At 70.1% G+C, this 13,820-nt stretch carries 14 protein-coding genes and 1 tRNA gene; 9 read left to right on the top strand and 6 right to left on the bottom strand.

The features are described 5' to 3' along the window. Positions 1-26 precede the first annotated feature (26 nt). Both JNO44_RS41235 and JNO44_RS41230 read right to left on the bottom strand, forming a co-directional pair. Positions 27-1,691, bottom strand: coding sequence for a DUF2786 domain-containing protein (locus JNO44_RS41235; RefSeq protein WP_205369057.1), 1,665 nt, complete (start codon positions 1,689-1,691; stop codon positions 27-29). Between the two features lie 558 nt (positions 1,692-2,249). Beyond that, positions 2,250-2,717, bottom strand: coding sequence for a VOC family protein (locus JNO44_RS41230; RefSeq protein WP_205369056.1), 468 nt, complete (start codon positions 2,715-2,717; stop codon positions 2,250-2,252). Positions 2,718-2,724: 7 nt separating this feature from the next. Between JNO44_RS41230 and JNO44_RS41225 the strand changes: the two genes are divergently transcribed. From JNO44_RS41225 to JNO44_RS41210, 4 genes are all read left to right on the top strand, one after another. Next, positions 2,725-3,003: a hypothetical protein gene (locus JNO44_RS41225; protein ID WP_205369055.1), complete on the top strand. Its 279-nt coding sequence runs from the start codon at positions 2,725-2,727 to the stop codon at positions 3,001-3,003. Between the two features lie 15 nt (positions 3,004-3,018). Next, the gene (locus JNO44_RS41220) at positions 3,019-3,477 is read left to right on the top strand and encodes an SUKH-3 domain-containing protein (protein ID WP_205369054.1); all 459 of its coding nucleotides are present in this window, start codon (positions 3,019-3,021) and stop codon (positions 3,475-3,477) included. Positions 3,478-3,754: 277 nt separating this feature from the next. Beyond that, positions 3,755-4,075, top strand: coding sequence for a hypothetical protein (locus JNO44_RS41215; protein WP_205369053.1), 321 nt, complete (start codon positions 3,755-3,757; stop codon positions 4,073-4,075). Positions 4,076-4,277: 202 nt separating this feature from the next. Further along, positions 4,278-4,940 (top strand): HAD-IA family hydrolase, encoded by a 663-nt coding sequence (locus tag JNO44_RS41210; RefSeq protein ID WP_205369052.1) that lies wholly within the window; start codon positions 4,278-4,280, stop codon positions 4,938-4,940. A 132-nt stretch (positions 4,941-5,072) separates the two neighbouring features. Here the strand turns inward: JNO44_RS41210 and JNO44_RS41205 are convergent, their stop codons facing one another. After that, positions 5,073-6,077, bottom strand: a complete 1,005-nt coding sequence (locus tag JNO44_RS41205) for a LysR family transcriptional regulator (RefSeq protein ID WP_205369051.1) — start codon at positions 6,075-6,077, stop codon at positions 5,073-5,075. Between the two features lie 589 nt (positions 6,078-6,666). Here JNO44_RS41205 and JNO44_RS41200 point away from each other — a divergent pair. Genes JNO44_RS41200 through JNO44_RS41185 form a run of 4 tightly spaced genes read left to right on the top strand, consistent with a single transcriptional unit; the run spans position 6,667 to position 9,390 of the window. Continuing rightward, a complete protein-coding gene (locus tag JNO44_RS41200; protein ID WP_107080297.1) occupies positions 6,667-6,816 on the top strand; it encodes a keywimysin-related RiPP in 150 nt (49 codons plus the stop codon). A 39-nt stretch (positions 6,817-6,855) separates the two neighbouring features. Beyond that, positions 6,856-8,676, top strand: a complete 1,821-nt coding sequence (locus tag JNO44_RS41195; RefSeq protein ID WP_205369050.1) for an asparagine synthase-related protein — start codon at positions 6,856-6,858, stop codon at positions 8,674-8,676. Positions 8,677-8,707: 31 nt separating this feature from the next. Further along, positions 8,708-8,968: a lasso peptide biosynthesis PqqD family chaperone gene (locus JNO44_RS41190; protein WP_205369049.1), complete on the top strand. Its 261-nt coding sequence runs from the start codon at positions 8,708-8,710 to the stop codon at positions 8,966-8,968. Beyond that, positions 8,965-9,390 (top strand): lasso peptide biosynthesis B2 protein, encoded by a 426-nt coding sequence (locus tag JNO44_RS41185; RefSeq protein ID WP_189863786.1) that lies wholly within the window; start codon positions 8,965-8,967, stop codon positions 9,388-9,390. Before JNO44_RS41190 ends, JNO44_RS41185 begins: the two co-directional genes overlap by 4 nt. Positions 9,391-9,489: 99 nt before the next feature. On the opposite strand, the gene JNO44_RS41180 is transcribed toward JNO44_RS41185, so the two are convergent. Continuing rightward, positions 9,490-9,563: transfer RNA gene (locus JNO44_RS41180), tRNA-Met, on the bottom strand. A 249-nt stretch (positions 9,564-9,812) separates the two neighbouring features. Between JNO44_RS41180 and JNO44_RS41175 the strand changes: the two genes are divergently transcribed. Beyond that, positions 9,813-11,540 carry a serine/threonine-protein kinase gene (locus JNO44_RS41175; RefSeq protein ID WP_205369048.1) on the top strand — a complete coding sequence of 576 codons (1,728 nt, stop codon included), beginning with the start codon at positions 9,813-9,815 and terminating at the stop codon, positions 11,538-11,540. Positions 11,541-11,619: 79 nt separating this feature from the next. Here JNO44_RS41175 and JNO44_RS41170 read toward each other — a convergent pair whose 3' ends face one another. Together JNO44_RS41170 and JNO44_RS41165 are read right to left on the bottom strand one after the other, a co-directional pair. Next, entirely contained in the window at positions 11,620-12,156 is a 537-nt protein-coding gene (locus JNO44_RS41170) for a carbonic anhydrase (RefSeq protein WP_338058604.1), read from the bottom strand. Between the two features lie 661 nt (positions 12,157-12,817). Next, positions 12,818-13,732 carry a LysR family transcriptional regulator gene (locus JNO44_RS41165; RefSeq protein WP_205369046.1) on the bottom strand — a complete coding sequence of 305 codons (915 nt, stop codon included), beginning with the start codon at positions 13,730-13,732 and terminating at the stop codon, positions 12,818-12,820. Positions 13,733-13,820: the final 88 nt, after the last annotated feature.

Raw genomic sequence — 13,820 nt, 5'->3', positions numbered from 1 at the left:
TGCCCCCGTCTTCGTTGGCGTCGTGGTCAGGTGTTCACCGGGCTCCAGGTGCCGGCGTCGGCGTCCCAGTGCAGTTCCGCGCCGCGTACGCCGTCCGCGCCGAGGTCGAGGTCGATGGCGGCGAGGCGCGCGGCGTCGTCGAAGTCGTCCGGGAGGACCAGCGTCGTACGCTCGCCGGGCGTGAGGACGTCCAGGTCCCGGCGGCCGCTGCGGCGGTGCCACAGCAGCCGCAGCCGGCCCGTGGCGGTGACCGTCGACTCGCCGAGCCGCTCGCCGAGCTTGCCGGCGAAGCTCTCCACGAACGGCCCGAGGAATTTCACCGCGACGAAGCCGCAGGCGAGTTCGACGACGGGGACGCCGGTGAGCCTGGCGGGGGCGTCGTCCGGGCGCCCGCCCGTGGCGTAGGAGGCGTCGGACCGCGCGGCGGCGGGGCTGGCGAAGAAGCCGGTCTCGTCCCCGCCCTCCAGCAGCACGGCCCGCCACCGTTCCCCGAGCGCGTCGAGCTCGGCGAGGTTGTGGCCGAGCGCGCCGAACGCCGCCTCCTCGGCCGGCCGGTCGCCGACCTCGGCGGCCAGGCCCGCGGCGCGGCGGCACAGGTACCGGCCCTCGCTCGCCCGGCCGGCCCGGGTCAGCGCCGCTCCCAGGTCGCACAGCGCCCGTGCCTCGGCCCTGCGGTCACCGGCCGCGCGGGCCCGGGCGAGGGCGCCGGAGGCGAGATCGGCGGTGGTGTCGGCGCCTGCGGGCGGGACATGTGCGGTCATACGATCTCTTCTCGTTTCTCTCGCGGGCGGGGCCGCGCCTGGTACGTACCGGCGCTGACGTGGAGGGCGGCGGGCGGGAACACCGGTTCCAGCGAGTAGGCGCCGGCGAGCTCCGCGAGGGTGTCCAGGGTGGGGAGGCCGGTCCACTCCCACTCGCGGGCGGCGCACGTGCGGCAGGCGGTCGCCCTCGCCCCAGATCTCCGCCTGGAGCCTGGCTTCCCAGGGCGCGCACGGCGTGAGCCTGCCGACTTCCTCGACGCTCAGCACCCGCAGCGCGGTGGGGCGCGGGCGCGTCGCCGTGGGGCGGGTGGTGATGCCGCGTTCGGTACGCCAGGCGCGCAGTTGGGCGGCGGCGTCGCGGTATGCCTCCATCTCCAGGAGGTGTTCCAGGCTCTCCAGCGGGGTGGAGGCGAGCGCGCCGGTTGCGGTGTCGTACCCGGTGACGACGGCCGTCCCGCCGATGCTCCCCAATCCGCCGAGGTCGCCGCCGCGGCGGGTGATGTTGCTGGCCATGAAGTTCACGGCCCGCTGCTGGGCGAGCGCGCCGGCCTTGCGCCACACCGCGATCCCCGGGTTCAGCCCCTGTGCGTTCAGCCGATGGACGTTCCAGCTCGCGGGCGCGCCGCCGTCCCGGCCCATGATGCCGGCGATCTGTCGGGTGGCCCGCTCGGCGTCCGGGTCCAGCACCAGGACCTCCACCGTCTTGTCCGGCTCCATCCGGACCACGATGATCCCGTCCCGCGCGGTCCCGTCCCGCCGCTCGGGCGCTCCCAGTCCGTACCGCTCCATGAGCGCGGCCGCCAGCGCCGCCGCCAACTCGCGCTCCGCGCGCGGCGTACGGGGATGCTCGGCGAGTGCCCGCAGCGACTGGAGTCGGCGGGAGACCGACGGGGCGTCCTTCGGCTCGCTCGGTCCACCCGGCGCGACCACGCCACATCACCCCCCAGAGGGACACCGCTGCCTCGTCGGTCGAATTGAACCAGACCTCGCCCCCGCACCTCAGCCGAACGGGCGAACTCCGTGCCCGTTGCCGCCGCGTGCGGCTGAAACTCCCGCGGAGCCGGTTCTGACCTGGGCTTTTACCTGGGCTCTCAGCTGGCTGCCTGCCGCGCTGGCGCGCGGTGAACTCACTTGCGGTGGCCGGGAAGCCGACCTGCTCGCAGAAGCCCGCGAGCTTGGGATCGCACTGCCTCCCGGGCAGGCGCATGAGGGTCCAGGCACCGTGGTCCTCGGCGCCGATCACGGCGACATCACCGCAGCGCAGCTGCTCCACAAGACAAGCGAACACCATTGCCTCTGCCGCGAAATGGCGGCGGACCAGCATCTCCAGGTGCACCAGCGAGCGCTCTCCACCGAGTCCGTCATGCGGACCGAGCGGCGTGGACGGATACGCCCCAAGAGCCTGCACGGTCCGGCAGTTGCGCTCCTCTGCGGCTGACCGACCGCGGTGCCGGGCCGGCAGCTTGCGGGCCCGGCACCGCCAGGTGTCTACGGGATTTCGACACCGGCAAAGCCAGTGGACCCGGGTTCCGGCCCCATCCCGTCGAGATCGTCGTCGGGGTCCTCGAAGCGTCGCACGGCCTCAGCGACCTCGTGGTCGCTGGACTCGACGCAGAATTCGTTGCCCTCAGGGTCGGCCAGCACCACCACCTCCAGGCCGCAACTGCGGTTCGTCCAGCGCCTCTCGACGACCCGAGCTCCCAGGCAGGTGAGCCGGTCGACCTCTGCGCGCAGCGCTCCTTGGGCGGGGTTCAGCCACAGGCGCGTCCGGCTTCGCGGCCGCCCTGGTGCTCGTTCCTCCACCAGGTAGAGCCGCATCTCCTGCTCACCGCGCGGAGCGATGTTCACCCCGTCCGTCCCGGGCCCGACGGGGGCATCCAGGACCGCACTCCAGAACTCACCCAGCCTGAGCGGATCTGTGCACTCGAACTCGACCACGCGCATCGTCAGACCCATCTGCCGAATGTACGCCCGAACCCGCCTGCCTCACCTGAGCATCGGCGACGGCTTTACCTTCCCGCGCCGCGCCTTCCCGCCGAGCACACCGCACTCCCCGGCACCCGTTTCCCCAAGCCCCGCTGGACTGGAGAGCGCGGACGGGACGTTCCGCAACAAGGCCGGCGGCAAGATCGGCGGAGCCAAGAACCACCGCGGCCGCACCCGGGGCAAGGATGCCATCGCCGACACTGGCAAGGTCATGCTCGACATGCTGCCAGCGCCTGGCACATCCGCCCATGGTTGATCGATAGGGGTTGCCGTGCCTGTACCAATGTCGCGGGATGAGGTCCTGCAGTGGCTCACCAGGAATGGCTGGAGCCCGGACAGGGACATTGAGGAGGAGGCTCGCGAGTTTGTTTCCGAGGTGGTTGCCGAGTCCGAAGAGGAGGGATTCTTGGCAATCCCCTTTGATGCGGCCGTGAGATTCATTACTACCTATGGGTTGCTCAACCTGACCCACCCAAGTGACCCCGAGAGCAAGTTGATAACCAATCCGACCGGCGGCTATGAGGGTGATTTCGGAGAAATCGCCGATCTGTCACGAGAGTTGGGGAAGCATCTTTTCCGGATCGGGTACGACCTCCCTGACGCCGGGATCTTTGTCGTGGCCGAGGACGGCGAGTTCTACTGCATCCATCATGCGGGGGTGCATTATCTCGGCTCTGACGAATTCGAGTTCTTCGGCAACTGGGTGAAGGGTGACATGCAGAGTGTCTGAGCGCTGGGAAGGGGCGTCGATTCCTGGCGCGGCATCTTCTCTCTCCGGGTCCCCACGTCGGTCGGTCACTTCTCTTAGGGCAAGCGATGTCGTAGGGCGTGGGGTGCCTTGCGGGCCGTAACGCTGTGGGGCCGGCAGCACGCCGCACGGCGCGGTACGAGGTCGTTCGGGATGGACTTGGCCAAGTGCTGTGTGCTCCGGCTACGGAGCGACAAGAATGCCGTGAAGGAGCTGTTGATCCGTCCGGTCATTCCCGCTGCGATGAGAGCGAAGCATCATGAGGAACAAGCCCGATTCCGCTGAGTTTGCGTCCGGCGGTACGCGTCACACCGTAACCCGTGCCCAGGTCGAAGCCGCGGCCTCACGTCTTTCCCCAGCGCACAGTGCGACGTTCAGCAAGAACCGCGCGTGGTACGCCCTCGTCGGTACCGGTCTCCACTACGTCACGGACCTGGTGGCCGAGGCCGCCGGTACCAAACCTTCCGACGTGGAAACCGCTCGACTCGCTCTGGATGCACTGGGCTTCCCCATTGTCTGCTGGGCCTGGGGCGACCTTCTCACCACCGGTCATCCCGGACACCGCATCCGCTCAACATGATGAGAGGGGGCGCCGCACCCGGGGACGAGCAGATGCAGTCAGTCGCCTGCAGGTTGCCGCCGCTCGCCGACGCGTCGTGGGGAGAGCGGTATGAGCCAAGGCGGCCCTCGTTGAAGAGCCGCCCACCCCCGGGCCGTTGCCGTGGCGCCGGAGGTGGGTACCTTCGCGATGTCGTGGCTTGACCGGGGAGGTTGGTGGAAGCGTGGCACGGGGCACTGACGGCTGCACGCCCTATCGGGGGCTGATCTTGGACTTCGTAGGGGTGCTGACCGAGGGGGTACAGTCCGCGCTGCACTCCTGGTGCGCATCTGAGGGCCTCGCGCCCGATGCCTGGCGAATCACCCTTGCTGACCTCCCCGAGGGGCGGGAACTGTACGCGGCACTTGAGTCAGGACGGCTGTCGCAAGCCGAGTGGAATCGCCGCACGGCTCGGCTGCTGGGGGTGGAGGACCACCACGATCTGATGGGCCGAGCGTGGTCGGGTGTGCGCCCAGCGGTGAACATGATCGCCTTGGCGCGGGCTGCTCGGCGAGCCGGTTACACGGTGGCTCTGTTGTCGAACTCCTTCGGCCTGGACCCGTACGACCCATACGAGGCGTTGGGCGTGTGGAAGCTGTTCGACGTGACGGTGATCTCTGAGCGGGAGGGCGTCGCGAAACCCGATCCGGAAATCTACCAACGCACCCTGGAACGTATGGATTTGCCCGGGGAGGCGTGTGTGTTTGTCGATGACAACCCAGGGAATCTGCCTCCGGCAGCCGCGCTCGGTATCACCACGGTCCACGCGGACGGCCAAGCCGACACGGTCAAGCGGCTGTCGAGTCTGCTGGGGATTCTCCCGGCCGCCGGCAGAGTTCACAGGTAGTGCCGCACCGGAGCCGGAAGAGTCCGGAAGAGGGCGACGTGGCGACGTTCGTGCTTCGCCGCTGGGCTCGGTGGGTCTGGCAGGCGTGCGGGTGAGGGCGGGGCAGGAACTCGCCGCGATGGGGTGATCGAGTCATCTTGGGCGGGGGCGGGACCTCTGAGCATTCTCGATGTCGCTCTCGCCGCTCTCGCCGCTCTCGCCGCGCTGTGGTGTCGTGGCCCAGGACGGGCGCCAGACCGCATCGGGGAGCCTGGGCAGGGTGCCAAGGTGGGTGATGATTCCGCGGAGTTCCGGATGCGGATTCGTTCGGGGGAAGATGAGCGAGAGCGGGTAGGCGAGGGTCGGATTCACGATAGGGATGCGGCGTAGGTCGTGGTTCGTCGGCCAGATGTACCGGTCGCGTGCCCCGACCAGGGTGGCCACGTCCGCGGAGTCTGCGAGGGTGTCCAGGAGCACTTCGTCTCCGAAGTGCGGGCCCGTCGCGTCGATGCGCAGGTCGAAGTCCGTGGCGAGCTGATCGTAGAACTCCGCCCATTCGCTTCGGGGTGCGATACCCGGCACCCATATCCGGTGTCTGCGCAGCTGTGGCGGCGTCAGTCTTCGCGCGGAGGCGAGCGGATGTCTCGGGCCGACGAGGAGTTCCAGCGGGGAGTCGAAGGCGTGGATCATCTGCAGGTCGGGTGGTAGTACGGCCGGGGCGATGACGGTACGAAACGAGGCGTCGATATCGCCTGCTTCGATCGCGGCGACCACCACGCGTGGGTCGTTGGCCCTGAGGGGCACCACGTCGAGATTGGCTTCGGGGCGCGACCGCCAATAATCGTGCAGGACGACGGCTTGCCCGCTTCGCAGGCCGAGAACGTCGATCCGAAGGGCCCGGGAGCCGGGCCTGACCGCGTTGATGGCGCGCTCGACCCCCGCGACGATGCTCCGGGCGTGGGAGAGAAACGCCTGACCGTCGAGTGTCAGCTCAACCCCTCGGGCGGTACGTGTGAACAGGCGGACTTCCAGCTCGCGCTCCAGGGTGGCGATCCGCTTGGAGACTGCCTGCTGTGTCACGCCCAGCTCATCGGCCGCATGCTGGAACTGGCCGAGCTCGGCTGCCCGGACGAACGATCGCAATGCCTCGGTGTCCACTGCTTCACCTTAGGCGTGCTCAACCCATCGTTGTGGCTGGCCGAGGATCGGTTGTCCGAACGAGCTCCGCCTGGGCGTTGTTCCAGTTGGTGAGCCGGCGATGGCTGATGAGGGCTGAGGCGAGGCCGACGAAGGCCGGGAAGTGCTCGGCGTCACCCGACGCCTCAAGACGGTGATCGCCTTGCCGTAGCCGTAGCCGTAGCCGTAGCCGTAGCCGTAGCCGTAGCCGTAGCCGTAGCCGTGGTCGGTGGGTGTGTCTTCGGTGGGGTGCGACTGGCGCCGGTTTCGTGGGTGAGGGGTGGGGCGGGTCCTTGGGGTGTTGATAGTGCAACCTGTGTGAAGTCAGTGGTTGTTGGGGCAAAAGTGGGAGGGGGTATTCCGGGATATTCATAGCAGAACGGTCGATTGTGGATCTTGAATCGCGGTGAGCCGCGTGGTTCTCTGTCGATCACACCCAGGGCGGCGACCGGGGCGCAAGCCCCGTCGATCGGCGGCGAGTTGGGAGTCATCCCGGCGTCCGCGGAACCTTCCGCACCGGAACGCGTTCCGCCCTGGGCCGTCGCACCAGTCAACGGGGAGGTGAACTGTGATGCAGGGCAACGAACTCCAGGAGACCGACAAGCTCCAGACCTACGAGGCCCCCAAGATGATCGAGTGTGGCTCCTTCCAGGAGGACACCGGCTACTTCGGGCTGACCGGCTACGAGAACCTTTTCCACTTCTACGACAAGCTCCACTAGGGCCGACGCTGATGCGGCACACCCCGTAAGGACACTGAGATGGCCGATGCCGGTTGGCAGTACTTCGTTGCGCTGCCGGATGACGAGGGCGCGGCGGCCGCCATCGGCCGGTTCCCGACGGACGGCGTGCGTGTCCTGTTGAGGCACCGGTCCGGCCGGCCCTGTGTGGCCGGCCGGCTGGCCGAGGACCGGGTCCTGGTGGTCGAACGGGGCGACACCCGGCTCGCCGTGATCGGCCACTGCTCGGCGACCCGGGACGAACTCGCCACGGCGGCCGACCGGATCGACGATCTGACCGACCTGGACCGACTGGGCCTGGCCTGGGCCGGCAGCTACCACCTCGTCGCCTCCGTGCGCGGCCGCCTGCGGGTACAGGGCACCGCCTCCGGGCTGCGCCGGATCTTCCACGGTGAGCTCGGCACACTCACCATCGCCGCCGACCGCGCGGACGTCCTGGCGACCGTACTGGACACCCCGCTCGATCCGGCCCTGCTCGCCCTGCGCACGCTGGACGTGCTGCCGCACCCGCTGGGCGACCTGCCGCCGTGGCGCCATGTCTCCGCAGTCCCTCCGGGCTGGTACCTGGCACTGCCGCAGGACGGCCGGCGGCCACTGGTCGAACGCTGGTGGCAGGCCCCCGAACCGGTGCGTTCGCTGACCGCGGGCGGCCAGTTGTTGCGCCAGGCACTGGAGGACGCGGTGCGGGTGCGCGCCCGCGGCGCCCGGCCGATCAGCGCGGACCTCTCCGGCGGCATGGACTCCACCAGCATCGCCCTGTTGGCCGTCCGGCACCGGCCCTCGCTCACCGTGCTCACCATGGAGAACGACGATCGGGCCGACGAGGACGCCCGGTGGGCCAGGCAGGCCGCCGCCGGCCTCCCGGACCTCAACCACATCGTCTACTCCAGCCGCGAACTGCCGCGGTTCTTCGGCGGCCTCACGGCGGTGGAGGGCGTGCCCGACGAGCCGTCCACCGCCGTACTGAGCGCGCCCCGACTGCGCGCCGTCCGACAGCGGGCCCTCGCGCACGGCTCGCGGCTGCACCTCGACGGACTCGGTGGGGACCAACTGCTGTGCGGTCACCCGGCCTATCACCACGACCTGTTGCGCCACCGGCCGCTGTTGGCCGCCCAGCGCCTCAGGGTGCTGACCCAACTACGCCGGAGCAACTGGGGCACCGAGGCCCGAGGTCTGCTGGAGGGCCACTCCTACCGCCGCTGGTTCACGGACCGGGCCCACGGCCGCGCCCTTCGCACCCCGAGCCCGCTGTCCGCCTGGGGCCACTTCCCGGGCCTGCCCGCATGGCTCACCCCGGACGCCAGGGACCTGGTGACCCGCACCCTGCGCGACACGGCCGCAACCGTCGAGCCACTCGCGTCGACGCGAGGGCGGCACAACGACCTCCTGGCCATCCAGGACGCCGGACGGATGGTCCGCCAGTGCCACCAACTGACCGAGACCGGGGACTTCAGCCATACCTCCCCCTTCCTCGACGACCGCGTCATCCAGGCATGCCTGGCCGTTCGACCCGAACAACGTGTCACTCCCTGGGAGTTCAAACCCCTCATCAAGGCGGCGATGGCGGACGTCATGCCGCCGGAGGTGCTGACCCGGCGGACCAAAGGTGACGGCACCACCATCGTCGCCGAGGGCTTCGAAGCGCACCGTCGGGAACTCGCGGAACTCTGGGACGATTCCCGCCTGGCCGCCCTGGGCCTGGTCGACCCCGGACCGCTGCGCGAGCTGTTCGACCTGCCCTACACCAACAGCCTCCACCAAGGTGCGATGCAGTCCGCGCTCAGCTGCGAACTATGGGCCCGGGCAACGGCCTTCCAACCGGCAGCCGCCACCCGCCCCTGAGCCCGCCACAGGACCCGAGCAGGAGACAACCATGACATGGAGACTGCACCCCGACGTCTCGACCGTGGACACCGACTACGGAACCGTTCTGCTGAACGGCAGCGACGGCCGCTACTGGCAGCTCAACGCGACCGCCTCCCTCGCCTTCCGCGCCCTGGTCGAGGGCAGCACGGTGCAGGAGGCCACCGAGCGGCTGATGGCCTCCTTCGACGTCGACGAGCCGCGTGCCCGCGCGGACGTGGAGCAGCTGATGGCCAGTCTCCGGCAGGCGAAGGTGGTGCAGCAGGCGTGAGCTCGGTCGTACCGCACCGCACGGAGGTCCGGCTCTCGCCGGGCCGCCGCCTTCTGGTGCTGCTCGCCGTTGCCGTCGCCCGGCGCCTGGCCGCCAAGCCGCCGGCCCGGACCCGCGCCATACTGACCCGCCTGCGCAGGGGCGCCCGCGCGGCCACGTACGCGGAGGCCCGCGCCGCCCGGGACGCCGTGGTGGCCGTCAGCCTTCGCTGCGCCGGGGACGAGGGGTGCCTGCCTCGCTCGCTGGCGACCGTCCTGCTCTGCCGGGCGCGCGGCACCTGGCCCACCTGGACGGTGGGAGTACGGGCCCGTCTACCGTTCGGCGCCCATGCGTGGGTCGAGGCCGAGGGACGCATGGTCGAGGAGAAGGCGGACCCTTCCTACTTCCGACCCCTGTTCTCGGTGCCGGCGGAAGGGGCCTGACCCGGGTCTCTCAACCGTCGGCCGGGCCGCCGTCAGGGAACGAACAGTGGGAACGAACAGGGAAGGCCCGGTGGAAACCACCGGGCCTTCCCATGTGAGTAGCGGGGACAGGATTTGAACCTGCGACCTCTGGGTTATGAGCCCAGCGAGCTACCGAGCTGCTCCACCCCGCGTCGACAACAGCAACTCTACGGCACTTCCCCGGATCGGCCGAATCGACCTCCGCCCCGGCCCGACGCCGGGCTTTTCGGGCCACCGCATCGACCTCGGAGCCGAGCGCTCCTTGACGGAGCGCGTCCGCAGCGCCGCGGCGGAGAACGCGGTATCCGCCCGCCGGGGCGCCGCTGTGCGATCCCCTCCCCGTGTCGCCTCCGGTTTTGCTGCCTCTACTCTGGGGCGCCAGGGACGAACGGCGAAAAGCGATGAGCGGCGAAGGAACGGAGCGTGCGGTGACGGCCGGGGGAGCGAGCGGCGAAGAGCTGATAGGCAAGGTCCTCGGGGGCCGATACCGGGTGACCGCGACGATCGGGCGGGGCGGCATGGGCGTGGTCGCCCGGGCCGTGGACCAACTGCTGAACCGCGAGGTCGCCGTCAAGGTACTGCGGGCCTTCACCGACGCCTCCGCACCCGAACTGGCCGATCTGCGGACCCGGATGCAGCGGGAGGCGCAGGCCGCCGCCCGTATTCGGCACAGTGGCGTGGTCACCGTGCACGACGTGACCGAGGAGCAGGGCCTGCCGGTCATCGTCATGGAACTCGTCGACGGACCTTCGCTCGACGACGTGCTGACGGAGCGCGGCACGCTGGAGCCGCACGAGGCGGCGGCGATCGGCGCCAAGCTGATGGACGCGCTCGACGCCGCGCACCGGGTGGGCGTACTGCACCGGGACGTCAAGCCGGCGAACGTGCTGCTGGAGCACGGCGGGCGGGTCGTGCTCACCGATTTCGGCATCGCCTCCATGGATGCCTCCGGCGACGAGGCCATGGCCAAGCTGACCCACAGCGGTCAGCTGGTCGGCTCCCTGGACTACCTGCCGCCGGAGCGCGCGCGGGGCACGGTGCCCAGCCCCGCGTCGGACATCTGGTCGCTCGGCATGACGCTGTACGCGGCGGTGGAAGGCACGTCACCGTTCCGCCGGACGTCCGTGTGGTCCACCTTGTCGGCGATCGTCACCGAGCCGCTGCCGGAGCCCCGGCGCGCGGGGCCGCTGACGCCGGTGCTGCAGGCACTGATGGCGAAGGAGCCGAAGAACCGGCCCACGGCCGAGCAGGCGCGTGAAATGCTGCAGTGGGCGGCCGCGGGCAGGACGATGAACCTCGCGCCGCCGGCTCCCATGGCCCCCGCCCCTCCGCCGGTACAGGCCGTTGGCCCGACGCCTCCCCAGGCAGCCACCCCGGCGCCGCCGCCCGGATTCGGTGCCGTGCCGCCGCTCCACCCGTCGTCCCCGCAGCCTGCGCACACCGGTTACCCGCCGTCCGTCCCGCCGCCCGTCACCCAGCCCTGCATGCCGACCGCGGGCCACGCTCACGGTGCCGGCCCCGCCGCAGGCCGCGGCCGGCGCTCACGTCGTACCCTCATCGCGGCCGCGGCCGCCTTCGTCGTGCTCGCGGGAGGCGGTGTCACGTACGCCTTGACCGCGCAGCCCGGTGCGGCGGACGGCAACGGGCCGCAGGCAGCGCCCGGAGCCAGTTCCCCGGTGGGCAGCGGCCAGCCGAGCGGCGGCGGAACAGCCGACGGCATCAACTCCCCGGGCTCCTCGCCGTCCACGGGATCCGGAAACCCGTCCGGCGCGACCACTCCCTCCTCCGCCCCGCCGTCGACCAAGCCCGGTGCCACGCCGAGCACGTCCGCTTCCCCTTCGGCCAAGCCCAGTTCGGGGCCCACGACGTGCAGCGGCTGGAGCCACCACGACCCGAAGCCGGGAATGTACGGCTACCTGTCCGGCGATCACCACATCCTGACGGGGCCCTACCAGGTCTGCTCCTCTGTGGCCGCGACCACGTCAGGCACGAAGCTGTGGTTCCACTGCTCGGTCGAGAACGCCTACGGCCACAAGTGGCTCTACGTCCGCATCGGCGGGACGAAGAACGCGGGTTGGATGTCCGCCGACAACGTCATCCGGCAGAGCGGCTGGCCAGTCCGTTGTTAGCGGCGCTAGCGGCGTGATCGAAGCCGTCCGGGGCCGGATCGTCCCGAGGGGGGAAGCTCACAGCGCTACGGCATGCCGTTCACAGGGGCTGGAAGCGGCAGCTGCCCGGATGTTCAACGTAGACCTGTCCCGTCTCGACGGCGTAGAACCAGCCGTGCAGGCGTAGCTTCCCCGCCGCGATCCTCGTGGCGGCGAACGGGTACGAGCGTATGTTGCCCAGCTGTAGCAGCGTGTGGAGCTGGGCAACGGTGTCGGGGTCCGGACGGTCGGAATGTGTCACGCGTGCCGTGCGTGCGGTCGGCGGTTCGCCTGCGGCACGTGTCCCGTGGCCGGAGAGGCTGAGCCACTTCTCCAGCAGCGGCAGGAACGACAGTTGACGCGGGTGCATCAGGCCCTGCACGGCGGCGCAGTGTGAGTGGCTGCAGACGATGATGTCGGGTACGTGCAGGGCGGTGACCGCGTACTCAAGTGTCGCGGCGACGCCACAGGCCGCCTGGGGCCGGTAGCGAGGGACGATGTTGCCCGCTACCCGTAATTCGAACAGTTCGCCGGGGCGGGCTCCGGTGAACATGGTGGGGACCACGCGGGAGTCCGCGCACGTGATGAACAGCGCCATCGGCCGTTGGCCATGAGCCAACTTGCCCAAGTTGCCGCCCTGTTGGGTGACGCGTTGGGGAAAGCTACGGGCGTGGTCCAGGAACGCTTGCACATCGACCTCGCTTCTGGTGGACGGTCCCGCGAAGAGCGGGCTCGGCGGGCCGCCCATGGCGGCAGCCGCGGCCGTGGGTGCGCGGGCAGGCCCCGCGCAGGGGGTGGCTCGGCCCCGGGTCGGTATGGACGCGCGTCGGTCTGCCGCCGACGGATCACGCCACGACGTGGGTCTGCGGCCGTCCCGGTCTGGGCACAGGACGGATCGCGGCACGCCCCCTCGGGAGCGAGGGGGTGACATCGGTCTGCCGGGTGTGCGGGTGGGACTGCCGCCCACGGCTGCTGCGCTTCAGGAAATTGCGCACCTCGCACCCGCCCTTCCAGCAACAGCCGCACCGCGGGGAGGGGGAGGAGATCGGTGAGGTCGATCCCTTGACCGGGCCTCAGCCCGCCCTCTCCCCAGCGGTTCGCAAGGAACACTTTCAGCCAGTCTGACGCCGGGTGATCAGGGTGTGAACCAAGGAAATGGCAATGGCGCACCGAGAGTTCGTTCAGGACCTTCCAGGCAATCCCCAAGAACGCAATCCCGGTGTGAAGCGACCTGCCCCGCGCAACGTGGTCACTTCGGTCTACGGCGTGTACTCGACCGTCGGCAGATCCGGCTCGATCAGCTTCAGGACCTGTTGCACGGCGGCATCGGGGCCGTCCGCGCGGTGCACGGCGGCGACCGTGCTCTCCAGGTAGGGGGAATCGCCGTGCAGGGGACGGTAGACCACGCCCGGGATGCCCAACGTGCGCACCTGCTCGGGGGCGAGCGCCAGGCACAGCCCGGCGGCGACGTAGCTGAGCAACCCCGGCAGGTCGTCCGCCTGGCCGCGTGGTCGGGGCGTGAAGCCGGCCTGCGCGCAGGCGAGCGCAACCTGCTCGGCCAGTCCGGGCAGGGCGCCGGGCTTGGGCACCGCGAACTGCTCCTCGGCGAGCTCCCGCAGGTCGAGGCGTGACGTGGCGACCAGCGGATGGTGTTCGGGAAGGACCGCCATCAGCCGTTCCACGCCGATCCGCCGGACGGTCAGTCGTTCCGTGCCGGTGACGGGGAGCCGGACCAGTGCGAGGTCGAGCGTCCCGGCCTGGAGCATGTCGACCAGTTCCGCGGAGGGGTGCTGGCCCAGGTGCAGCCGCAGATCGGGCAACTGCGCGTGGGTGCGGCGCAGTAGGCGCGGCAGGAAGTCGTAGCCGAGGCTGCTGATGAACCCGAGCCGGAGCTCGCCCTCGTGTCCGCTGGCGATCCGCCGGGCCCGGTCCACGGCGGCGGCCTGTGCTTCGAGCAGCCGCCGGGCGTCCTCGGCGAACGCGCGGCCGGCCGGGGTGAGTCGGGCTCCCCGCGGCAGGCGCTCGAACAGGGCGACGCCGAGGCCGCGTTCCAGTCGCTGGATCGCCTGGCTGAGTGGTGGCTGCCGCATGGCGAGCCGCTCGGCAGCGCGGCCGAAGTGCTGTTCCTCGGCCAACACGACGATCTGTTGGAGGATGCGCTGGGTCAATTCCATATCGCACAGCATATGTAAGCCGTAGGGAAGAAGTATTGGACGATATGGGTCACCGAGGACTTGACTGGCTGTCAACGGTCCGGTGCGC

The organism is Streptomyces noursei, assembly GCF_016917755.1.
In the GTDB taxonomy this organism is placed as follows: domain Bacteria; phylum Actinomycetota; class Actinomycetes; order Streptomycetales; family Streptomycetaceae; genus Streptomyces; species Streptomyces yunnanensis.
The sequence above is the reverse complement of the archived record's forward strand: the minus strand, read 5'-3'. Positions and strand labels throughout refer to the sequence as shown.